This window comes from Kribbella sp. NBC_00359, assembly GCF_036097425.1.
Classification (GTDB): Bacteria; Actinomycetota; Actinomycetes; order Propionibacteriales; family Kribbellaceae; genus Kribbella.
On sequence record NZ_CP107975.1, the window covers coordinates 8,167,927 to 8,189,388 of the forward strand.

Consider the following 21,462-nt stretch of genomic DNA (forward strand, 5'->3'; position numbering starts at 1 on the left):
AGCGTGCACGACGGCGGTGGCGCGGGCGTAGAGTTTTGGTTGTGACCGAAAGTTCGTTGCGATGACGGTACTGCGCTTCACTCAGGGCGACGCGTTGCGCTGCCGGTTCGGTGCTTCGCCGTTGTGGGAGACGATGTCGGCGGTGCGGGTGCTGAACGGCTCGAAGCATCAGCCGCTGTACGCGGGCTGGGTGGAGACGAAGCGCGAAGCCGCGGCCGGACTCGACCTTCGCGGCCTGAAGGCGCTACAACCCCGCGTCGGGTTCACCCCGGACTTCCTGACTCCACCCCCGAAGGCGTCGCGGGCCAAGTTCGCGACCGAGATCGCCCGGGTCCGCAGTACGCCGCTGGACCGGGTGCGGACCGAGCTGATCCGCTCACGCGACGAGCTCAGCAACCCCGCCGCACCGGCGATCAACCAGATGCTGCAGGACCTGGCCGGCACCCGGGAACGACTCGCGGACGAGATCGAGAGCGCGTGGATCACCTTGATCCAGCCCGACTGGCCGCTGATCAGCCGCGTCCTCGAGGACGACATCGCGTACCGCGGTCAGCAGCTCACCGACGGCGGCTTGGCCGCGCTCTTCGACGACCTGCACCCGACACTCACCTGGGAGGACGACCGCCTGATCGCCACCCGGTACCGCTCGGAAGACCGTGATCTCACCGGACAGGGCCTGCTCCTCGCCCCCGGCGTCTTCGCATGGCCCTACCTCGTCATCGTCGTCGACCCAAGCTACCAACCCACTCTGGTCTACCCAGCCCGCGGTGCAGCCCGCCTCTGGTCCGACGCACCCGCTCCCCCGGATCCACTGGCTCGCCTCCTCGGCCGCACCCGCGCAACCCTCTTGGTCGCACTCGACCCACCGGCGACCACCAGTGCACTCTCCACTCAATACGGATTGGCCCTGGCCACGGTCGCCGAACACCTCTCCGCCCTGTACGACGCGGGTCTCGCCACTCGGCGTCGTACGGGACATCAGGTGCACTACCGCCGTACCGAGGTCGGACAAGCCGTCATCGACGCCTCCGTCGGTTGACCAGGTTTCGGGGTCAGAATGCTGGAGTGAACAAGGAGCCGAAACCCGCTGCCGGACCCAGTAGTCGTCATACGCGGCGGTGGCCGGCTTCGCTGGCGGTGTTCGCGGTACTGATCCTCCAACTGCTCGTGCCGACGCAGATCAATCTGCTGCCGCGATGGCTCATGCCCATCATCGGTGCGCTGCTCCTGCTGCCGCTGGTGTGGACGAACCCGTTCCACCTTCGCCGGGACGAGCCGTGGCTGCGCTGGGTGGAACTCGTGCTGGTCGCGATCCTGGTCGCCGTCAACGCGCTGTACCTGGCCGGCCTGATCGCCTTCCTCAACTCCGGCGAGGCGACCAACGGCAGGGTGCTGGTGAAGGGCGCTGTGGTGATCTGGGTGACGAACTTCGTCGCGTTCGCGGTCTGGTACTGGGAGGTCGACCGCGGTGGCCCGTTCGCGCGGGCGCCGGAACACGAGCGCAAGGTCGAGCGAGCGGACCTGCTGTTCCCCCAGATGACGGTCGACCAGCGCGGGTGGGAACACTGGCTGCCCGGGTTCACCGACTACCTGTTCGTCGCGTTCACCGCCTCGACCGCGTTCAGTCCGACCGACACGATGCCGCTGAGCGCGCGGACGAAGGCGCTGATGGGTGTCCAGTCGCTGATCTCACTGCTCACCATCGCGGTGATCGCGGCCCGTGCGGTGAACGTCCTCTGAGATCCGTCTCGACAGAGATGTAATGGGCATGAGACTGTTATGCCCATGTACAGCACGAAGTCGGTCGGGTTGGGGTTCGCGGTGTTCTCCGCGATCACGTTCGGCGGGTCGGGGCCGTTCGCCAAGGCCCTGATCGGCGCCGGCTTCACGCCTGAGCAGGCGGCCTGGTTACGCATCCTCGGAGCCGCCGCCCTGCTTCTCCCGCTGGTGCTGATCTTCCGCGGTGCGGCGGGACTCCGCGCGGCCCGATCGTCCTGGAAGTCCCTCGTGCTGTACGGCCTGACCGGGATCGCCGGGTGCCAGACCCTGTTCTTCATCGCGGCCAGCCGGCTGCCGGTAGGCGTCGCGCTGATGCTGGAGTTCTCCGGACCGGTGCTGGTGGTCGCGTGGCTGAAGTTCGGCCAGAAGGTCGCCGTACCGCGGTCGGCCGCACTCGGTGTCGGCATCGCGCTGATCGGCCTCGCCACGGTGGTCGAGATCTGGTCCGGGCTGCAGCTCGACGCGGTCGGCCTGCTCGCCGGACTCGGTGCGGCCGCGTGCCAGGCGACGTACTTCATCCTGATCGACAAGCTCACGGGCGCCGCGGATCCGCTGGTGATGACCGCGGCCGGGAGTGTGGTCGGTGCCGTGCTGCTGACCCTGATCTCCGCGCCCTGGGGCATCCCGTGGCACACGCTGGTCGACACCATCGCGATCGGCCACCGGCACGCTCCCGGCTGGGTGCTGGCCGGCTGGCTGATCGTGGTCAGCACGGTCGTCGCCTACCTGGCCGGTGCGGCCGCGATCCAGCGGCTGTCGGCCGCCGTCGGCGGAGCAGTCGCGTACGTCGAGGTGGTGGCGGCGAGCATCTTCGCGCTGATCCTGCTCGGCGAGACGTTGAGCACCAACCAGATCATCGGCGGCGCGATCGTCCTGGTCGGGGCCTTCGTGGCCCAGTCGTCGGTCGGGAAGGTCGTGCCTCCGGAGATCCCGGACTCCGACGTTCCCCGCACCGACGTACTGGATCCGGCCCGCATCTAGCGCAACGAGTCGACGAGCTCGCGGGGCAACCCGTGGGTCTCGTGCAGGTACTCGTAGTCGGTGTCGTCGAGGGACTTGTGGAACCGCTCGTGGCTGAGCACCTTGCGGCCGCGATCGAGCAGGTTGCTGAACCGGATCCCCTCGTCGATCAGGATCCGGCGGACCAGCGTGACCGTCTCGCCCTGGTGGAAGTGGTTCAGCGTGTGCTCGAACAGCTCCAGCGGCAGGTCGGACAGCGACCGGGACTCGTCGTCGCGCCACAGGATCGTCAGCACCCGGCGGATCAGCCGGCGCAGCACGTAGCCACGGCCGGTGTTCGACGGGTGCACGCCGTCCCCGACGATCACGATGCTCGAGCGCAGGTGGTCGATGACGATCCGCTGCGACTCCTCGTCCAGCTGCCACAGCTTCGGGACGATCCGCAGCCACGGCTCGAACAACGACGTCTCGTACACCGAGTCCTTGCCCTCCAGCAGCATGGTGAGCCGCTCGAGGCCGAGGCCGGTGTCGATGTTCTGCTGCTGCAGCGGTTCGAGCGAGCCGTCGTCGAGCCGGCGGTAGCGCATCATCACGTGGTTCCACACCTCGACCCAGCGCTTGTCGGTGCTCGGCGTACCCTCCGGCTCGCCGTCACCGGTCCAGACGAACATCTCCGAGTCCGGGCCGCACGGACCGGTCGGACCGTTCGACCACCAGTTGTCCTCGGTGGTCCGCTCGATCGGCACACCCAGCTCCTGCCAGGTCGTGAGTGACTCCTCGTCCAGCGGCACCTGTTCGTCGCCGCCGAACACGGTCACGTACAGCTTGCCGGGGTCGATGCCGAAGCCGCCGGTCAGCAGTTCGTAGCCCCAGCGCAGCGTCTGGCTGCTCCCGTAGTCCCCGAGCGACCACGAGCCCAGCATCTCGAACACGGTCAGGTGGGTCGGATCCCCCACCTCGTCGAGATCGGTCGTGCGCAGGCATCGCTGGATGCCCACGAGTCTGCGCCCCAGGGGATGGGGTTCCCCCTCCAGGTACGGCGTCAGTGGATGCATCCCCGAGGTCGTGAAGAGCACCGGATCACCGAGCCGCGGGATGAGCGTGGAACCCGTCGTCGGGATGTGACCGCGGTCGAGGAAGAAGTCGATGAAAGTCCTGCTGGTGGTCATGGTTCTGGTCCTTGTCTTTTCCCATGACCGGAAACCAGACCACCGGGCCTCAGAAACAACAAACCGGCGAACCGTTTCCGGTCGCCGGTGGAGTTGGAAGATGTCAGGCAGCGGCAGCCGGAGAGCGCGAAGCTCGTACGGCTGCAATAAGTCGGCCCATCTGCTGCATGTCGGCCAGGGTACACGATTCGCGGACCTAGATGTCCAGGAGTTTCCTCAGTTCGGTGCCGGTGTGCGGCCAGGTCCAGGCGTGTTGGACCCAGTCGCGGCCGGCGGCGCCCATGGCTTGGGCTCGGGCGGGGTCGGTGAGGAGCTCGGCGATGCGTACGCCGGTGGGCGCGGGGTTGTAGGGGTCGACGAGGTAGCCGGTCTCCCCGTGGCGGACGGTGTCGGGGGCACCGCCGGAGTCGCCGACCACGACGGGCTTCCCGGTCGCGGACGCCTCCAGCGTGACGATCCCGAGCGCCTCAGGCTCGAGGCCGAACCGCCGGGTCCGGCACGGCATCGCGAACACATCCGCGGCATCGACGTACGGCGGAATGTCCGCCCACGGCACCGGCCCGGTGAACACCACCGACGCCCGCACCCCCACCGCCGCCGCCAGCTCCTCGAGCCGTTCGCGATCAGGACCACCGCCGACCAGGAGCAGGATCGCCGACGGTACGGCGGCCAGGACCCGCGGCCACGCGCGGATCAGCGTGTCCTGCCCCTTCCGCGGAATCAGCCGCGACACACACGCGACCACCGGCACCCCCTCGAGACCAAGCCCCTTGCGGACCTGCTCTCCCCCGCAGCCCGGGAAGAAGCGATCCGTGTCGACACCGGGCGTCAGCCGCCGCATCCGTCGTACGGCGGCCGGCGACAGCGCCGGCGCAATCTGTGCCTCGCACCAGGACGACACCGTCGTCATCGTGTCCGCCGCATCACCGATCCGCCGCAGCGCCCACCGCGCACCCGGTACGCCGGCCCACCAGGTCTCATGCCCGTGCGTCAACGCGACGATCCGCTTCGCGCCAGCCCGCCGCAGCGCCGGCCCCATCAGCCCGAGCGGCGCGGCCGCACCGAACAGCACCCGGTCCGCTTCGTACTCGCGCAGCAGCCGGACGGCGTGCTTCGTGATCCGGGCCGTCGGCAACAACATCGTCGTCCGGTCCCGGACCACCGGGAACGGAAGGCTCGCGTCGTACGCCGTATCGCCGGGCTCGTGCGACGTGTAGACGACAGGCTCGGGAAGCTCATCGCACAACGACCGGACGAACGTCTCGATCCCGCCTTGGCGCGGTGGGAAGTCATTGGTGACGACGAGCACGGTCATCGCGGCACCAGCGGCGGGACGGGCGTGCCGTACTCGGACGCCCAGGCCCGGCCCATCGCGATCCGCTCCGGCGCGGTCGGGTGGGTGGCGAACAGCCAGTACCGCCAGCGGCTCGGGTCCAGCCCGGAGATGTTCGTCACGGCCAGGTCGTGCTGCATCGCGACGAAGTCCTTCGGGTCGTTCGTCAGGTGCAGCGAGTGGTAGTCGGCGCGGGCCTCGATCCGGCGGCTGACCAGGTTCTGCACCGGGGAGGCGAGCGTCGTACCGGCAACTATCAGCGCGAGCAGCAGTGCGGTCCGGCGCGGGTCGGCCATCCGGGCCCCGAGCAACAATCCCGGCAATGTCACCGCGAAGGCCGCGCCGAGCACGCCGATGATCGTGCCGTGCAGTACGTCGTTCTCCGCGGCGTGACCGAGCTCGTGCGCGACCACGAGCCGGACCTGCGCGGGCGGCGTGTCCTTCAGCAGCGTGTCGTAGACGACCAGCCGGCGGGTCGAACCGAAGCCGGAAACGTAGGCGTTCACAGCGGTCGTGCGCTTCGACGCGTCCGCGACCAGCACATCCTTGACCGGAACGCCGTCCTGCGCCGCCAGCTGCATGAACTCGTCACGCAAGGCTCCGGCCGGCATCGACGTGAAGTGGTTGAACCGCGGCTCGACCAGCACCGGATAAGCGAACGACACCCCGAGCACCAGCACCGCGGCAGCAATTGCCGCAGGCAACCACCACGCGCTGCGCCAGCGTTTGGCCAGGCCGATCAGGACGAGGGCGATCACCACGAGTCCGAGCGACATCAGCAGCCAGCTGACGGCGCGGTCACGTGTCCACAACCCCCAGTCCTGCACCGACAGCCCGTACTTGCGGGTGACCCGCTCGGCCATCACATCCGTCGGGACTGTGATCAGGCTGGTGAGCAGTCCCAGTCCGAGGACGAGCAGCGGTACGGCGACGTACCAGCGCCGGATGCGGATGGCGTCGTACAGGCGAGGGCCGAGCGGGCTGAAGCCGATCGCGAGCGGGACCAGGATCGCGAGCACCCACGAGGTTGTTGACCACGGCAACAACTCGTGGCGGAACGCGTTCTGCCGGGCGATCTCCGCGGCGGTGAAGTCGAGGCTCGCGTCAGGTCTGGGCAGGTCGATCAGGTGCCAGGGCGTGGTGACGACGATCGTCAAGATCAGCGCCACTGCGAGGACGCCCGCGGCCGCACGTGGTGCCCACCGTGCGACCGGCTCAGACACCGGCAAGCCTCTTGAGGTACTGCTGCCACTCGGCGACGAACTCCGCCTCGGTCATCCCCAGCACCGACTTGAACGCGTCGGCCAGACCGCTCGTGGTCTTGGACGCGTGCACCGCCCGGTAGAACTTCACCAACTTGCTCTGCCCCTCGCGCTCGGAGATGAGCCGGCACGCGAGCCAGGCCGACTCGTACGCCTGGGGCAGCTCGGTCGCCGACGCCGCGAACGCCTCCGGCGCCGGGAGGGTGGCCGGCACCTTGCCGGCCCGGATCGCCTTGAACAGCTCCTTCGCCGCCGACTCGTCCTGCACGGGTACGGCGGTGAACGCGACGTAGTCGGCGAACCCCTCGGCCAGCCACAACGGCACCGGCGAGGCCGTCGCGGTCGAGGCGACGTGGGTGGTCTCGTGCGTCAGCACGATCCGGCGGCCCTGTTTGCCGAGCTCCTCGAACAGCTTCGGATTCGCCACGATCCGCACCGGCGCACCGGCCTCGGGCGTGTCCAGCTCGGCCATCGTGACGGCGGCGATCTGGGTATAGGTGTTGGGCTGGGCGCCGAGGACGGATTCCATCTGCGCCTGCTTGGCCGGCAGATAGACGATCACCTTCTGCCGCCAGCCCTTGCCCCACACCTTGGTGACCGACTCGACCGCCTTGTCCGCGACGGACACGTAACTCTTCGCGTCCGCCTCCGAGCCGAGACTGATCACCAGGCTGTGGTCGCCCTTGGCCACATCGATCGGGCCGAGAGCCCAGATCGGCCGGCGCTGACCGGCCACGAACCGCTCCGAGAACGAGGCGGCGTACGTCGCTCCGTCACGCGTCACGAACGTGACCGGGAGGGTCTCCCGGGCCGGCTTGGCGTCGAACCCGGCGAGCTGCCAGGACACCTCGACCTGAGCCAGCCAGGCCTGACTGCCGCCGAGCTGGCGCTGGCGGTCCGGAGTGAGCGCCCCGGTGTCGTCGCTCACGTACCGTAACTGGAACGTGCCGATCGGAAGCGTGCTCAGATTGGCGAAGATCGTCCGCGCGCTGGCCCGGAACTCGGCGGCCTTCGGGTCGATGCTGTCCAGGAACTCGGTGCGGTTGTCGTTCTCGACCGCGTCGGTCATCTTCTGCAGGACGGCCTCGCCCGCGACGGCCCGCCGTACCCCTTCGGCGGCCTCGTCCGGGGTGGTGGAGGTCTGCGGTGGGTGCGTGCCGGAGGCGTTCGGGTCGGCCGGCGCGTCGGCGATCTGGCGGAGTCCGGCGTACCCGGCTCCGGCGACCAGGCAGACGGCCAGGCCGAGGGCGACCTTCTTCGCGATCGGGGCGAACGACGGCGGGATCCCGCGACCCCGCAGCGCCGGGCTGCCCGCATCCGACGCTTGGTCATCACTTCGCTCCGGACGGTCACCGGCCGGAGGAACCGCCGGGAGAGGCACTGTGTCGCCCTGTTCGTCGATCACCTCGGCCCCTCGCTGCTCACCTGCCCCAGTCAGGCGGGACACTACGTGCCTCCTCCGACACTACGGCACTCCGATGATCGTGAAACGACTCGGCTCCGGGGGTCGTGCCCCCCGGAGCCGATGAGTATGTCAAGGACGCAGGTCAGCCCGGGCGGACCGCGGTGTTGTAGGGCATCTCGTCCATCGGGGCGATCTCGACCGACTTGCCCGGACGCGGGGCGTGCACGATCCGGCCGTTGCCGAGGTACATCGCGACGTGGCTGATCGGCGAGTAGTAGAAGATCAGGTCGCCGGGCATCAACTGGTCCTTGCTGACCCGGCGGCCCTCGCCGGCCTGCGCCTTCGACGAATGCGACAGCGAGACACCGGCCTTGCCCCAGGCGTACATCATCAGGCCCGAGCAGTCGTAAGAGCTGGGACCGGCGGCGCCCCACACGTAGGGGTCACCGAGCTGCGACAGCGCGGCCGACACCGCGTCGCCGGCGCGCCCGCTGGCGGACACCGGGATGTTGTCCATCCGGTCGCCACTGCGGGTCGGACGCTGCTTGCGGGCCTTCTCGGCCGCGTCGGCGTTCTCCTGCGCGATCCGCTGGCGCTCGGTGTCGCTGAGCTTGTCGAGCACCTTCTCGGCGGCGTCGAGGTTGGTCTGGATCTGCTTCTTCAGCGCGTCCTGCTGCGACTGCACGGCCTGCAGGGCGGACAACTCCGTCTGCTCACTGGCCTGCAGGTCGGTCAGCTTGCCCTGCGCCTGCTGGTAGCGGCGCAGCGCCGTGTCCTGCTGGCCTGCGAAGGCCTGGGCGGTCGACGCCTGGCTGAGGAACTGATCGGGGTTCGGCGACAGCAGCAACTGGGCCGTCGTCGACATCCCGGAGGTCTGGTACCCGGCGACCGCGAGGGATCCGATCTGTCGCTTCACCGTGTCGACCTGGCCCTGCTGCTTGGCGATCGCGGCCTTCAGGGCGTTCACCCGGGCGGTCGAGGCGCCGATCTGCCCGCGCAGGTCGTTGGCCGACTCACCCGCGACCTCCGCCTTGTGCTGCAGTGCGGCGACCTGCGCCTTCGCCTGGGCCAGAGTGGGCTTCGGATCGGCGTCCGCGGCTCCCTGGATGAAGATCACGCCCGCGATGACAGCGGTGCTGGTGATGGCGGCGAGGGCGATTCCCTTGGTGCGGTTGATGCGTCCGGTGGACACAGCCCGGTCGGTCCCTTCCTCTGCTCGCGCCGTCCCCGTCAACCGCGCCGGCTGTGGATGTCTCACCCACAGGTGCCGACTGGTTACTCCCTCGGCTTACCGCTGCCCGGCCGGTCTGATCAACCGGCACCCTGAGGCAACGAGAGGTAACAGTAGTGACCGTTTCGTAACCAGTGCAATTCGCCCCTCGGGTTTGATCCAAAATTAACGAAGGATCATCCCGACCCAACGGCCGTTTCACCTTCACCCGCAGGGCTTTCGGCAGCAGTGTCGGGGTCGACACTGCTGACAGCGTGGACGAGGCGGAGCGGTGGCACCAGACCCGACTCGGCCAGGGCGTCCAGGGCGGCCTTCTCGTCGTCGTCGATCCGCAAACTGCCGGACCGTTCGGCAGCGAAGCCGAGCACCACGGTGACCACGCAGTCCTGACAGCCCGGACCCTTCATCACGCACGCGTCGCAGTCGATCAGCACAACGTCCTCCAAGGTGGGGAAGCACCCGGACTTGCATCCGGCTGAGAAGGACGCTAGGGAAGGCCGCCGACAGTTTTCGTGGTCAGGCGCGAGCGATGCGTGCGATCAGGCTGGCCGCGGAGAGTGAGCGCGCGCCGAGGTTGATGATGCTCTCGGCAACCTCGCGGTCGGTGGAGACGACGACTACCGGTCGTCCTGGGGGCTCGGCGCGGACCAGTTGCCGGATCACCTCATCGGCGATCACCCCGGCCGGGCTGAAGCGCACGCGCACACCACGCGGCGGATTCAGCTGCACCGGACCGGACAGCTCCGCACCGTCGAAGACGACCGTGACTTCGATCCTGCGTTGGGCGACCAGCGCACCCAACGCGGTCACCAACCGCTGACGCTGCGAATGCAACGGTGAGTTCGGCCATGCGGTCTTCGTCACGTTGTAGCCGTCGATGATCAGATGCACCTGCGGCAACGACAACAGTTCGTCGAACAACGCCGGATCGTCCTCCGGTGCGGTCCGCCCGACCGGCGCGGCGTCCGGTTCTCTCCCGGCCACTGTGTCGGCGGGCCTGAGCTCTCCCCCGGGCGGCAACGCCAGTTCGCGCCGCAGTCCACTCGCTGCCTCGAGCACCGTGTCCAGCAGCAAGCGGGTCCGGGTCGATGCGAGTTCGCGTTCCTGTCCCGCCGTACGACGGGCAGCGTGTTCGACCGCTTCCAGTTCGGTGATGCGGGCGCGGAGTTTGCGCAGCTCACGCTCCACTTCGGCGCGGGCGGCGTCGACGCGCTCGTCGGCTGTCTCGGCCTGCGTCGTCCGGAGCTCGAGATCGCTCTGCAGTCCGCTGATGCGCTGACGCGCCTCGTTCAGTTTGCGGCGGAGCGTGACGTTCTCGGCCTTGAGCTCGTTGACCTGTTCACGAAGCCGTTCGCGGACCTGGCGGGTCTCGGTCCGGGCCTGATCGAGCTGGTCGGAGAGCCTGCTGACGACCTCGCCGTCGACCTGCGGCGTCTCGACCGGCATCTGGGCGGCCGCGGCGACGCGCTGCTCCCAGTCGTCCGGGCGGAGCAGGTAGGCCAGCGCCGCGACCTCGATCGGATCCGCGGTCGGAACCGGGATGCCCTCGGCCACGGCATCGCCGAGCTCCGGGTGCTCACGCCGTACCTGGAAGGCCGCGAGCCGGCGGAAGTGGTCGTCGGTCTCGAGGATCGGGCCGAGCACGGACGCCGACAACTTCGCACGCTTGGCCGGCGCGAAACTGGCGAACCGGCGCAACGGGGCCGGGATGTCGGACGCCGGGAGCTGGCCGAGGGCGTGCGCGGCGAGAGTGAGAACCCGTTGCCGGACCGGTTCGGGCAAAGTCGTAGCGGCGGAGCTCGCGGCGGTGCCTGCCTCAGTCACCGGTCCGCAGTCCGGCCGGAATGCTGGCCTGGCTCAGCCAGTGATGCAGACCACAGCGGGCGGGCACGAAGCCCGGAATCGCGGTGATCGCCTGTGTACGCATACAGAGAGCCTAGTCGACTCCCGCGCGTGTCACCTGCGGAATTGTCGGTGGTGGCTCTTAGCGTCGTGGACATGACCAGCCCCGTGCGCGCGCCGGCTCCGGAACCGCTGATGCCGATCCGCGGTGTCCAGCCGAGTTTCGACGACCTGGGTACGCCGCTGCGCGACGTCACGTTCTGCGTCGTCGACCTGGAGACCACGGGCGGCGCGCCGGGTGAGTCGGGGATCACCGAGATCGGTGCGGTGAAGGTGCGGGCCGGCGAGCTGATCGGCGAGTTCCAGACGCTGGTGAACCCGTCGGACCCGATCCCGCCGTTCATCGCCGTACTGACCGGCATCACCAACTCGATGGTTGCCTTGTCACCGCGGATCGAGTCTGTACTGCCGGCCTTCCTGGAGTTCGCCCAGGGGTGCGTGATGGTGGCGCACAACGCGCCGTTCGACATGGGCTTCCTGAAGCACGAGAGCCTCGTGCACGGGTACGACTGGCCGGACTTCGCCGTCGTCGACACCGCGCTGCTGGCGCGCCGGGTGATCACGCCCGACGAGGCGCCGAACTGCAAACTCGGCACGCTGGCCAAGCTCTTCCGGACCACCACGACGCCGAACCACCGCGCCTTGTCGGATGCCCGTGCGACCGTCGACGTGCTGCACGGGCTGTTCGAACGCGTCGGCTCGCTCGGTGTGCAGACGCTGGAGGACCTGCAGACGTTCTCGTCCCGGGTCGCGCCGGCGGTGCGCGCGAAGCGGCACCTGGCCGAAACGTTGCCGCACGCACCGGGTGTGTATCTGTTCACCGACGATCGCGGCGAGGTGCTGTACGTCGGCAAGTCGAAGGACCTGCGGACCCGGGTCCGGTCGTACTTCACCGCGTCCGAGACCCGCAACCGGATCGGCGAGATGGTCGGCATCGCGAGCGGCGTCCGCGGCATCGAGTGCGGGACGTCGCTCGAGGCCGAGATCCGCGAACTGCGGCTGATCGCGGAGCACAAGCCGCGGTACAACCGGCGGTCGAAGTTCCCGGAGCGGCAACACTGGCTGAAGGTCACCGTCGAACCGTTTCCCCGCTTGTCGCTGGTGAAACAGGTGCGCGACGACGACGCCGGGTACCTCGGCCCGTTCAGCTCGCGGAAGACGGCCGAGCGCGCGATGGCCGCGCTGCACGAGGCGTTCCCGATCCGGCAGTGCACCGCGCGGATGTCACGGCACCCGCAGTTGTCGCCGTGCGTCCTGGCCGAGATGGGCCGCTGCGTGGCCCCGTGCGACGGACGCATCTCGATGGATTCGTACGGCGAGTTCGTGACCGCGCTGCGGACGGCGCTGACCGTGGATCCGACGCCCGTGGTCGAGGCGGTGGACCGGCGGATCGACGTACTGTCGGCCGACGAGCGGTTCGAGGATGCCGCCGTCCACCGGGATCGGCTGAGTGCTTTCGTGCGCAGCTCGGCGCGGATGCAGCGGATGGCGTCGGTGACCGGGTGCGCCGAGATCTGCGCGGCCCGGCGGACCGATGACGGCGGCTGGGAGCTGCACGTGATCCGCCGCGGCCGGCTCGCGGCGGCCGGGATCAGCCCGCGCGGGACGGATCCGCGCAAGTACCTGGACATGCTCCGCGCGTCCGCCGAGACCGTGCTGCCCGGCATCGGCCCGGTGGCCTCGGCCTCGCCGGAGGAGATCGAGCTGGTCCTGCGCTGGCTCGATCAACCCGGCATCCGCCTGGTCGAGATGGACGGCACCTGGACCTGCCCGGTCAGCGGCGCCGGCCGCCACCTCACCCGCCTCGACAACGCCCACTCCGACGTGCACCACCACCCCACCGAACGCCGCCGCCACCTGCGCCCGCTCGGTCCCGCGCGGGTTGGCTAGGCCTCGATGAACTGGTAGTCGGTGCGGATCCTGCCGTCGGGTGCGAGCAGGAGGAGATCGATGCCTACCGCAAGCACCTCTCCACCGCCGGCCGGCACCATCTCCCAGCGCAGCTTCACCATGTCCTGCAAGGCCGCGGCCTCACCGTGCGGCCGGAACACGAACTGCCCCGGCGCGACGAACTCGTCGTACGCCCGCGTCACCCGCCGTACGAGTTCCTCGTGCCCGCGGGCCTCCAGCGTCGCGGTGACGCCGATCTCCTCGGCCCGCTTGACGATCTCCTCGGGCGGTTCGAGCAGATGCAGGCCGTCCTCTGTCCACAGTTCCTGGATCGCCTTCCGTCGCGTTTCCGCGTCTGGTTCGTTCCACATCGCGACGTACCGCTCGGCCAATTCCTGCGCGTCGGACAAGACATCCTCCTCGAGTCCGGGCGACCCCTCGCCGCCCCTGCCTCAGAGCTTGCCGAGAGCGCTGTACCTCGGACAATTCCCTGCTGGGTATGGATTGTCGGTGCGATGCGCTAAACAGAGAACATGTTGACCTCGCCGCACCCCTCCGACCTGTCGAACGGCCTCCGGCTGTGGCGGAACCGCCGGCGGGTGAGTCAACTGGAGCTCGCGCTCCGAGCCGGCACGACACAGCGCCACGTGAGCTTCATCGAGAGCGGCCGCTCGGTCCCCGGCCGCGACATGGTCATCCGCCTCGCCGAGTCCCTGCAGGTCCCGCTCCGTGACCGCAACGCGCTGCTCCTGGCCGGCGGCTACGCTCCCGCGTACGACGAGACGCCGTACGACGGACCGGGGCTCGGGGCGATCCGGACGGCGCTGACCGGGATCCTCGAGGGGCATCGACCGTACCCGGCGGTGGTCGTCGATCGACGCGGCGACCTGGTGCTCGCGAACCGCACCTTCCACGCGCTGACGACGGGCGTCTCGGCCCATCTCCTCACGCCGCCCGTCAACATCCCCCGCCTCCTCCTGGACCCGTCCGGCCTGGCTCCCCGCATCGTCAACTTCGCGCAATGGTCCTGGCACGTGATCGAGGCGCTGACCCGCGAAGCCGTGCAGAACCCGACGCCCGAGTCCGACGCCCTGATCCAGGACCTGACCGCCCTGATCCCACCGCGCCCAGAGCCGGCGCCGGGGCACCTGGGCTTCGCGGTCCCGCTCTGCCTCCGTTCCGAGTACGGCGACCTGCGACTGATCACGACACTCACCCGCTTCGGCACGGCGGTCGATGTCACGGTCGCCGAGCTCCGCATGGAAGCGTTCCTCCCGGCAGACGACCAAACCGCCAAGGCCCTCCGAGCCCTGGACCCCACCTGACCGGCTCGTCGTACCTCGGAGCGCGAGTTGGGGGGTGGTCCGCACTATGCTTCAGCGGGTTGGGGTGTGTGATTCGAGGAGAGGACGGCATGGTCACCGCGATCGTGTTCATCAAGGCCGACGTCGCACGGATCCCGGAGGTCGCCGAGCAGGTGGCGGCGATCGAGGGCGTCAGCGAGGTGTACTCCGTCACCGGCGGGCTCGACCTGATCGCGATGGTCCGGGTCGCCCACCACGACGACCTGGCCACCGTCATCCCGGACCACGTGAACCGGGTGCCTGGCGTACTCAGCACCGAGACGCACATCGCGTTCCGCGCGTACTCGACGCACGACCTGGATGCCGCCTTCAGCCTGGGCCAGGAGGACGGTGTCTGAGGGCTGGGAAACCACGGCCTCGCTGACACGACCTGAAGTTACGGTGAACGCATGAGCAACCCTCCCGAGGGCTGGTACCCGGACCCCACCGGCCAGCCGAACACCATCCGCTGGTGGAACGGGAAGCAATGGACCAACCGCACCCAACAAGAAGACCTCACCGCGACCGGCCCGGCAGACCCGAACCCTGCCGAGCCCACCACGGCCACCGCCGAGCCCGTCAACGCACAGACCGGCAACCCGCAGCAGCCCGCCGTAGTCCGGTCCGGCCCGTGGCAGCAGTCCGCCGGTGAGGCGCAGTCCGAGGGATCCCAGCAGTCAGGCGACACCGCGGACGCGGGCTGGTGGCAACAACCAGCCAACGCTCAACCCTGGGCCAACGCCGAGCGAACCCAGTCGACTGGTGGACCGCACCTGTCCGCGGTCGGACAGCCCGAGAACACCACCGCCCCTGCCGAGACGGCCGCTGACGAGGATCCTGAAACCGACGAGGACGGCCTGACCCCGTTCGAACGCGCCCGCGCAACCTGGAACGCACCCGTCATCGCCCCCGCCCCACCAGAACACTGGACCCAACGCGAACCCACCCCCCTCGACGAGACAACCACCCAAGACCACCCAAAGTCCTGGACCCTAAGACTCGCCCCACCCCCCGCCGACCCCGACCCAACCGACACCCCAGCCACCGACCCCACCCCCAACGCAACCGCCGGAGCCAAAGCAGCCGACGCAAGTGACACGGTCGCCGGAGACAACCCACCCAGCGGAGCCAACGCAGCCACAGGACCCGCCGCAGCCGGCGGAACCGCCGCACGCAACGGCCTCACCGCGGTTGGAGGCACGGCGGCGAAGGGCGGACCTGCTGCGGGCGGCGCGGACACCTCCGACGGGACGAGCGCAGAGTCCCAGGCACAGAGTTGGTCAGAGGTGAGCTGGACCGGCCCCCCGAGCGCGCACCAGCAGCCGCAGCACCCCGCACAACCCGAGGACCAGCAACCGTGGGCCGCGCAGCAAGATGCCGACGAGCCCACCCAGATCCAGCCCGCCTGGGGCGCGCAGCCCGAGGACCAGCACGATCCGCAGACCTCGCAGCCGACAGACCACACCCAGCCATGGGGACCGGACGAAGCAACCGACGACCCCACCCAGGTGCAGCCAGCCTGGAGCACCGAACCCAACCAGAACCACCAGACCTGGGCCGCGCAGCAGACCAACCAATCAAATGGTTGGAGCACCCAACAACCCGGCGAGAACACCGACCCAGCACAGACCTGGGGCACCCAGGAGGACGGCCGACCAAACCAGTCCCAGGACTGCGGCCCGCAACGGACCGGCGGGCAGGACGAAGGCTGGGGCACGCAGGAAGTCGGAGAGCAGGCTGGCCTAGCGCAGAGTTGGGGCGCCGAGCAAACCGGTCACAACGACCAGGGCCAGGCCCACGGTGCACAGCAGGCCGGCGATGACGCTGCACGAGTCCAGCCGTGGGGAGCTCAGCAGAACGGCGGGAGTGAGCAGGGCCAGGCGTGGACAGCTCAGCAAAGCGAGGCGCAGGGCGACCAAGCGCAGGGCTGGGGACCTCAGCAGCCTGACGCGGACGGCGGGCATGGCCAGGCGTGGGGAGCTCAGCAAAACGGCGCGCACGGCACCCAAACGCAGGCCTGGGGAGCTCAGCAGAGCGCCCAGGGTCAGCAGGGCCAGGGCTGGGGGCCTCAGCAGAACGGCGTGCAGGGCGACCAGGCGCAAGGGTGGGCGGCTCAGCAGGGTGGGGATGATTCGGGGCAGGCTGGTGGTTGGGCGCACGAGCAAGCCGGGACCGACCCGTGGCAGCCGACTTCGGATGGCGGCGGCTGGGGTGTAGGTGACCAGGGCGCCCAGGGGGCCGCTGCAACCTGGGGTGGAGACGAGCAGCAGGCAACTGCCAACGGTCAGAGTGCGCAGCCGACCGGAGAGGCTTGGAGCGCCCAGCAGGCAAGCGGCGAGTCCTGGGGTAACGGCCAGCAAGACAACGGCCAAAGCTCCGGCGGCGGGACCGCGGCTTGGGGTGCGCAGCAGTCCAGCGGTGAGAACTGGGGTAGCGGCCAGCCCAGCAACGGCCAGGGGTCGGGCGGCGGGACTGAGGCCTGGGGTCAGCAGAGCGGCCAAGCCTGGGGTGCGCAGCAGTCGGGCGGTGAGTCGTGGCGTAGCGGCCAGTCCGGCAGCGGCGAGAGCTCGGGCGGCGGGACAGAGGCTTGGGGTGCGCAGCAGTCGGGCGGCGGGACTGAGGGCTGGGGTGCGCAGCAGGCCGGCGGGGAGTCGTGGGGTGGCGGACAGAACGGTGGGCAGGAGGCGGGGGCTGCGGCTTGGGGTGGGCAGCAGGGTGGTGGTGAGGCTTGGGGTGGCAGGCAGATTGGCAGCTTGAACTCGGGCAGTGAGCAGCAGACGGCGGGTGCGGCGTGGGGTTCTGAGCAGCAGAGCACGGCTGCGGCGTGGGGGGCACAGCAGGCGGTTGTGGGTGAGCAGCAGAGCGGGGCTGCGGCGTGGGGGGCGCAGCAGGTGGGTGGGGGTGGGCAGCAGAGTGGGGCTGGGGCGTGGGGGGCGCAGCAGGTGGTTGGGGGCCAGGAGACTGGTCCTCGGGCTTGGGGGGAGGAGGATGAGGCTTGGGGTGGTGGACAGCAGGAGCTGGGGGCGGGTGGGGCTGGGCGTGGGGGGAAGCGGGAGAAGAAGGGCAAGGGGGATGGTGGCGGGCCTTCGGGGATGAAGGTGCCGTTGATCATCGGCGCGGCGGTTGCGCTGGTGATGTTGGTGATTGCGGCGGTGTTCCTGATCGTCAACCCGGGCGGCGACAAGAAGGCAGGACCGGACACCACCGGCACGCCGACCGCACAGCCGACCGGCAGCCAGCCGACGAACCAGAGCAGCACAAAGCCAGGTCAGTCGAAGAACCCGAAGCTCCACGAAGGCGCGCGCATCTCGTCCGACGCGATCTCGTTCCCCCGTCGTACGCCGCCGTGGTCGGACCGCAAGCGGTTGGTGCCGCAGCTGCTCGACTCCAGCGGGCAGTACGTCGTACTGCAGGAGAAGTTCGACGGCACGAACGACTGGTACGCCGACATCTTTGTCGGCGCGCTGGGGACCGGCTCGGGCTTCAACGGCGACCCGAAGGCGACCGCGGCGGCGCTGTCGATCCAGCTGCGGACCTCCATGTACGGCGATATCCCGGTGACGTTCAAGACGGTGGCCAACGGTGCCGTGAAGCGTTCGGACAAGACGGGCTGGTTCTTCCAGCAGACGGTGACCGCGAAGTCGGCCAAGGTGACCGCTCGAGTGCTTACCCTGACTGTGGCCGTTTTCGACCTCGGTGACGGCACTGCAGTCGCGTACATCAGCGACATCCCCAACACCCGGCCGGATCTGAGGGCGGCCGAGAGTCAGGCCTACAAGGGAATCAACGTTGGCTGAGAACGAAAACCAGACCCCACAACCGCCCCAGCGGCCGCCCGCCCGCCACAGTGCGCCCCCACATGGCTCCGGCGACACCCCGCAGTACGGCGACCAACCACAAGCCCACCCGCCGACCCCGCCCCCCGCGGACGCGGACCCGTCGGCTCCGGGCCTGGTGCCGCCCTCCAGCGATCCACTAACCGGCACACCCCAAGCCCCACCAACGCCAAGCACGCAGTCCGCGGTGTCCGGGCAGTCGGCGGCGTCCGGACTGTCGGCGATGTCTGCGCAGCCCGCGGTGTCGGGGCAGTCCGCGGTGGCCGGGCAGTCCGGGCAGTCCACGGTGTCGGGGCAGTCCGCGGTGGCCGGGCAGTCCGGGCAGTCCACGGTGTCGGGGCAGTCCGCGGTGGCCGGGCAGTCCGGGCAGTCCACGGTGTCGGGGCAGTCCGCGGTGTCCGGGCAGTCTGCGGTGTCCGGGCGGTCTGCGGTGTCTGCGCAGTCCGGGGCTGATGCGTTGGGTGGTGGGTCGTCTGATCCGTTGTTCGGACAGTCGCCCGCGCCGGCGCCGCCTCCTCCTCCCCCGCCGGTGCAGTCCGCCGAGGGCCGGCAGTCGCCTGCTGGTACGTCGTTGCCCGCGCAGCACCCGGGTCCGCAGCAGCCGTACGAGCAGGGCCCCGGGCAGCAACCTCCGTCGGCGCCACAACACTCGGCGCCGCAACACGCGGCACCTCAGCAGCCGCCTGCCCAGCACCACTGGACCCAGCAACAGCCTTGGCCACAGCAGCAGGCCGGTCCGCAGCAAGCGGGCGCCCAGCAGGCCGGACCGCAACAGCCTGGCGGATGGCAGGCCGGGCCGGGGCAGGCTGGCGGCCAGCAGCCCTGGTCGCAGCAGCAGAATCCCCAGCAAGCAGGCGCCCAGCAGGCCGGCCCGCAGCACGCCAGCCCGCAGCAGCCAAACGCACCGCAGCCCGTTCTGCAACAGCTAGGCCCCAATCAAGCGGGTGCACAGCAGGCCGGTGGGCAGCACGCCGGTCCACAGCCCAATGCACAGCAGCTCAGCCGGCAACAGCAGAGTCCCCAGCAAGCGGGCGCCCAGCAGGCCGGCGCACAGCGGCCCGGTGCACAGCAAGCGGGTGCACAGCAGGCCGGTGGACAGCCGGCCGGTGGACAGCCGGCCGGTGGACAGCCGATGTGGGGACTGCAGTCGCCTCCGGCGCGGCACGGTGGGCAGCAGCCGCTCGGACAACAGTCGGCTGGGTATCAGCAGCAAGGTGGCTGGCAGCCTCAGCACGGGCAGACGCAACCCGGTCGGCCGCAGGTGGGGGCGCCTCAGCTGGGGCAGCCGCAGCCCTCGTACGGTGGGCCGCAGGCGGCGGGGTCCGCCGGGCAACCCGGTCACCCGGCACACGGGCAGCAGGGCGCGCCAGCGGCGTACGGGCAATTGGCTGGTGGGCCGTCGCATGGTCGGCACGCCGGGCAGCCGCCGCACGCGCAGCAGGGTGGTCCGGCGGAGTACGGGCAGCAGGCGGGTCAGGAGGCGCGCGGGTCGGCTGAGTATGGGGTGACTGGGCGGGCGGGGCGCGGTGGGAAGGCGCCGATGGATGCTGGGACCAGGGCTCGGTTGGTGGGGGCGTTGGTGTTGGTGCTGGCGGCGTTGGCGACAACGGGGCTGAGTGTCGGCTGGATCTGGAACAAGGCGGACGCCGTGTCTCCCGTCGCGTTGCCCTCGGGGAATCAGGCGCCGATCGAGACGGTCAGTCCGTCGGTGAAGCCGTCCGAGACGCCCAGGCCGTTCGGCAAGGTGCTGGGCACCGAGATGCTTGCCGCGAACAACGACACGATGCCGATCATGAGTTCGGCCTGGACGAACTACGACGACGAGACCGGCCTGTGGGGCGGCGCGGCGATCTGGTTCACCGTGCACAAGAACTACGACGGCAAGGGCAACAACTGGGGAAACTACGCGGCGTTCGGGCAACTGGCTCCCGACATCCCGTACAAGAACACGGCGGCCGGCCTGAAGGAGGCCGCGGTGCAGGCGGGGTCGCGGGCGATCATCGGCCTGTACACCAAGAACGTCAAGATCCTGCCCGGCACCACCCACAAGGCGATCACGGTCGGCGGCCACCCCGGCCACGAGCTCGTCGCCAAGGTCGTGGTGAATCAGCCCGGTGTCAAGGAGACCTTCTCGACGGTGATGATCGCGGTGATCGACCGCGGCAACGGCACCGCGGACGTGGCCATCGCCGACATCGCCGGGTCCACGCCGGACTGGCAGAAGGTCTGGCGCTTCAAGGTCAGCCAGATCAAGATCAACGGATAACGCGCAAAGGGCCGGCGGGGACTCCCCCGCCGGTCAGCCGCGCACGTCGGCGCAAGCCGCGATCCACCGATCCAGTGTCTCCTTCGCCGCACCGGAGTCGATCGCCTCCGCGGCGCGATCCATCCCACTCCGGATCCGGCTGGTGATGTCCCCCGGCAACGGCTCATAAGCCGCCAGCGCCGCCCCGGCGTTCAGCAGTACGACGTCCCGCACCGCCCCCGGCTCACCGTCGACCAGCGCCCGGACGACCTTCGCGTTGTACGACGCATCCGCGCCCCGCAACGCGTCCGCGCCCACCGGCTCGATCCCGAGTTCCCGCGGATCCACCGTGAACGGCCCATCCACCGACCCACCGCCGACGACCCACACCTGCGACGTCGTCCGCGTGGTCAGTTCGTCGAGCCCGTCGTCACCATGGAAGACCAGCGCATCAATCCCACGCCGCGCCAGCACGCCGGCGATCAGCCCGGCGATCCGCTGGTCCGCAACGCCGACCGCCTGCGCCGACGGATCACCCGGGTTCGCCAGCGGCCCAAGCAGGTTGAACGTCGTCGGCACGCCGAGCTCACGCCGAGGTACGGCGGCATGCCGCAACGCCGGGTGGAACGCGGAAGCGAAGCAGAAGGTGATCCCGGCCCGCTCCCCCACCTCGGCGACCTGCGCGGCGGTGAGGTCGAGCGGAATGCCCAGCTCCTCGAGCACGTCGGCCGCACCGCACGCCGACGAAGCCGCACGGTTGCCGTGCTTGACCACCTTTGCGCCCGCACCCGCGGCGACGATCGCCGCCATCGTGCTGATGTTCACGGTGTGGGCTTGGTCACCGCCGGTGCCGACCACGTCCAGCGTCCGGCCCGGCACTGAGACCTTGCCGGCGAACTCGCGCATCGTCGCGACCAGGCCCTCGACCTCGGTCACGGTCTCGCCCTTGGCCCGCAGCGCGATCACGAAGCCGGCGAGCTGCGCCGGCGACGCCGCGCCGGACAGGATCTGTTCCATCGCCCACGCGGTGGCGGATGCCTCCAGGTCCTCACGCCGCAACAACGGGTTGAGAACCTGCGGCCAGGTGTAATTCGACTCGGCCATCGT

General features: G+C 69.7%; 18 protein-coding genes. 8 read left to right on the forward strand and 10 right to left on the reverse strand.

Features of this window, described 5'->3' with window-relative positions; genetic code table 11:
* Window positions 1-61: 61 nt before the first annotated feature.
* Genes OG876_RS39630 through OG876_RS39640 form a run of 3 tightly spaced genes read left to right on the forward strand, consistent with a single transcriptional unit; the run spans window position 62 to window position 2,760 of the window.
* Window positions 62-1,039 carry a DUF5937 family protein gene (locus tag OG876_RS39630; protein ID WP_328521868.1) on the forward strand — a complete coding sequence of 326 codons (978 nt, stop codon included), beginning with the start codon at window positions 62-64 and terminating at the stop codon, window positions 1,037-1,039.
* Between the two features lie 26 nt (window positions 1,040-1,065).
* Window positions 1,066-1,740, forward strand: coding sequence for a hypothetical protein (locus tag OG876_RS39635; protein WP_328521869.1), 675 nt, complete (start codon window positions 1,066-1,068; stop codon window positions 1,738-1,740).
* A 45-nt stretch (window positions 1,741-1,785) separates the two neighbouring features.
* On the forward strand, window positions 1,786-2,760 hold the full coding sequence (locus OG876_RS39640) for an EamA family transporter (protein ID WP_328521870.1): 975 nt from the start codon (window positions 1,786-1,788) through the stop codon (window positions 2,758-2,760).
* On the opposite strand, the gene OG876_RS39645 is transcribed toward OG876_RS39640, so the two are convergent.
* From OG876_RS39645 to OG876_RS39675, 7 genes are all read right to left on the reverse strand, one after another.
* On the reverse strand, window positions 2,757-3,908 hold the full coding sequence (locus OG876_RS39645) for an alanine--tRNA ligase-related protein (RefSeq protein WP_328521871.1): 1,152 nt from the start codon (window positions 3,906-3,908) through the stop codon (window positions 2,757-2,759). The two genes, OG876_RS39640 and OG876_RS39645, sit on opposite strands and share 4 nt — an antisense overlap.
* Window positions 3,909-4,104: 196 nt before the next feature.
* Window positions 4,105-5,223 (reverse strand): glycosyltransferase family 4 protein, encoded by a 1,119-nt coding sequence (locus tag OG876_RS39650; RefSeq protein WP_328521872.1) that lies wholly within the window; start codon window positions 5,221-5,223, stop codon window positions 4,105-4,107.
* Window positions 5,220-6,464 (reverse strand): M48 family metallopeptidase, encoded by a 1,245-nt coding sequence (locus OG876_RS39655; RefSeq protein ID WP_328521873.1) that lies wholly within the window; start codon window positions 6,462-6,464, stop codon window positions 5,220-5,222. Before OG876_RS39655 ends, OG876_RS39650 begins: the two co-directional genes overlap by 4 nt.
* Window positions 6,457-7,908: a hypothetical protein gene (locus tag OG876_RS39660; RefSeq protein ID WP_328521874.1), complete on the reverse strand. Its 1,452-nt coding sequence runs from the start codon at window positions 7,906-7,908 to the stop codon at window positions 6,457-6,459. The genes OG876_RS39655 and OG876_RS39660 overlap by 8 nt, the downstream gene beginning before the upstream one ends.
* A 142-nt stretch (window positions 7,909-8,050) precedes the next feature.
* The gene (locus OG876_RS39665; RefSeq protein WP_328521875.1) at window positions 8,051-9,100 is read right to left on the reverse strand and encodes an NlpC/P60 family protein; all 1,050 of its coding nucleotides are present in this window, start codon (window positions 9,098-9,100) and stop codon (window positions 8,051-8,053) included.
* A gap of 215 nt (window positions 9,101-9,315) precedes the next feature.
* Window positions 9,316-9,585, reverse strand: a complete 270-nt coding sequence (locus OG876_RS39670) for a hypothetical protein (RefSeq protein ID WP_328521876.1) — start codon at window positions 9,583-9,585, stop codon at window positions 9,316-9,318.
* Window positions 9,586-9,655: 70 nt separating this feature from the next.
* A complete protein-coding gene (locus tag OG876_RS39675; RefSeq protein WP_328521877.1) occupies window positions 9,656-10,963 on the reverse strand; it encodes an NYN domain-containing protein in 1,308 nt (435 codons plus the stop codon).
* 174 nt (window positions 10,964-11,137) lie between these two features.
* On the opposite strand from OG876_RS39675, the gene OG876_RS39680 reads away from it, so the two are divergent.
* Window positions 11,138-12,931: a DEDD exonuclease domain-containing protein gene (locus tag OG876_RS39680; protein WP_328521878.1), complete on the forward strand. Its 1,794-nt coding sequence runs from the start codon at window positions 11,138-11,140 to the stop codon at window positions 12,929-12,931.
* On the opposite strand, the gene OG876_RS39685 is transcribed toward OG876_RS39680, so the two are convergent.
* Window positions 12,928-13,341 carry a hypothetical protein gene (locus tag OG876_RS39685; protein WP_328521879.1) on the reverse strand — a complete coding sequence of 138 codons (414 nt, stop codon included), beginning with the start codon at window positions 13,339-13,341 and terminating at the stop codon, window positions 12,928-12,930. The genes OG876_RS39680 and OG876_RS39685 overlap by 4 nt on opposite strands.
* 123 nt (window positions 13,342-13,464) lie before the next feature.
* Here OG876_RS39685 and OG876_RS39690 point away from each other — a divergent pair, with 123 nt between their 5' ends.
* The 3 genes from OG876_RS39690 (at window position 13,465) to OG876_RS39700 (ending at window position 18,071) form a co-directional block, all read left to right on the forward strand.
* Complete coding sequence (locus OG876_RS39690) at window positions 13,465-14,256, forward strand: helix-turn-helix transcriptional regulator (protein ID WP_328521880.1); 792 nt, start codon at window positions 13,465-13,467, stop codon at window positions 14,254-14,256.
* An 89-nt stretch (window positions 14,257-14,345) separates the two neighbouring features.
* Window positions 14,346-14,633, forward strand: coding sequence for an Lrp/AsnC family transcriptional regulator (locus OG876_RS39695; RefSeq protein ID WP_328521881.1), 288 nt, complete (start codon window positions 14,346-14,348; stop codon window positions 14,631-14,633).
* Between the two features lie 51 nt (window positions 14,634-14,684).
* A complete protein-coding gene (locus OG876_RS39700) occupies window positions 14,685-18,071 on the forward strand; it encodes a hypothetical protein (RefSeq protein ID WP_328521882.1) in 3,387 nt (1,128 codons plus the stop codon).
* A gap of 964 nt (window positions 18,072-19,035) precedes the next feature.
* On the opposite strand, the gene OG876_RS39705 is transcribed toward OG876_RS39700, so the two are convergent.
* Entirely contained in the window at window positions 19,036-19,344 is a 309-nt protein-coding gene (locus OG876_RS39705) for a hypothetical protein (protein ID WP_328521883.1), read from the reverse strand.
* A 306-nt stretch (window positions 19,345-19,650) separates the two neighbouring features.
* Here OG876_RS39705 and OG876_RS39710 point away from each other — a divergent pair, with 306 nt between their 5' ends.
* The gene (locus OG876_RS39710; RefSeq protein ID WP_328521884.1) at window positions 19,651-20,376 is read left to right on the forward strand and encodes a hypothetical protein; all 726 of its coding nucleotides are present in this window, start codon (window positions 19,651-19,653) and stop codon (window positions 20,374-20,376) included.
* A gap of 33 nt (window positions 20,377-20,409) precedes the next feature.
* On the opposite strand, the gene trpD is transcribed toward OG876_RS39710, so the two are convergent.
* Window positions 20,410-21,459 (reverse strand): anthranilate phosphoribosyltransferase, encoded by a 1,050-nt coding sequence (gene trpD / locus OG876_RS39715; protein WP_328521885.1) that lies wholly within the window; start codon window positions 21,457-21,459, stop codon window positions 20,410-20,412.
* Window positions 21,460-21,462 lie beyond the last annotated feature (3 nt).

Coding starts and splice junctions, on each gene's coding strand:
- OG876_RS39630 (WP_328521868.1), top strand. CDS start 62: ATGACGGTACTGCGCTTCACTCAGGGCGACGCGTTGCGCTGCCGGTTC.
- OG876_RS39640 (WP_328521870.1), top strand. CDS start 1,786: ATGTACAGCACGAAGTCGGTCGGGTTGGGGTTCGCGGTGTTCTCCGCG.
- OG876_RS39645 (WP_328521871.1), bottom strand. CDS start 3,908: ATGACCACCAGCAGGACTTTCATCGACTTCTTCCTCGACCGCGGTCAC.
- OG876_RS39650 (WP_328521872.1), bottom strand. CDS start 5,223: ATGACCGTGCTCGTCGTCACCAATGACTTCCCACCGCGCCAAGGCGGG.
- OG876_RS39680 (WP_328521878.1), top strand. CDS start 11,138: ATGACCAGCCCCGTGCGCGCGCCGGCTCCGGAACCGCTGATGCCGATC.
- OG876_RS39690 (WP_328521880.1), top strand. CDS start 13,465: ATGTTGACCTCGCCGCACCCCTCCGACCTGTCGAACGGCCTCCGGCTG.
- OG876_RS39695 (WP_328521881.1), top strand. CDS start 14,346: ATGGTCACCGCGATCGTGTTCATCAAGGCCGACGTCGCACGGATCCCG.
- OG876_RS39700 (WP_328521882.1), top strand. CDS start 14,685: ATGAGCAACCCTCCCGAGGGCTGGTACCCGGACCCCACCGGCCAGCCG.
- OG876_RS39710 (WP_328521884.1), top strand. CDS start 19,651: ATGGATGCTGGGACCAGGGCTCGGTTGGTGGGGGCGTTGGTGTTGGTG.
- trpD (WP_328521885.1), bottom strand. CDS start 21,459: ATGGCCGAGTCGAATTACACCTGGCCGCAGGTTCTCAACCCGTTGTTG.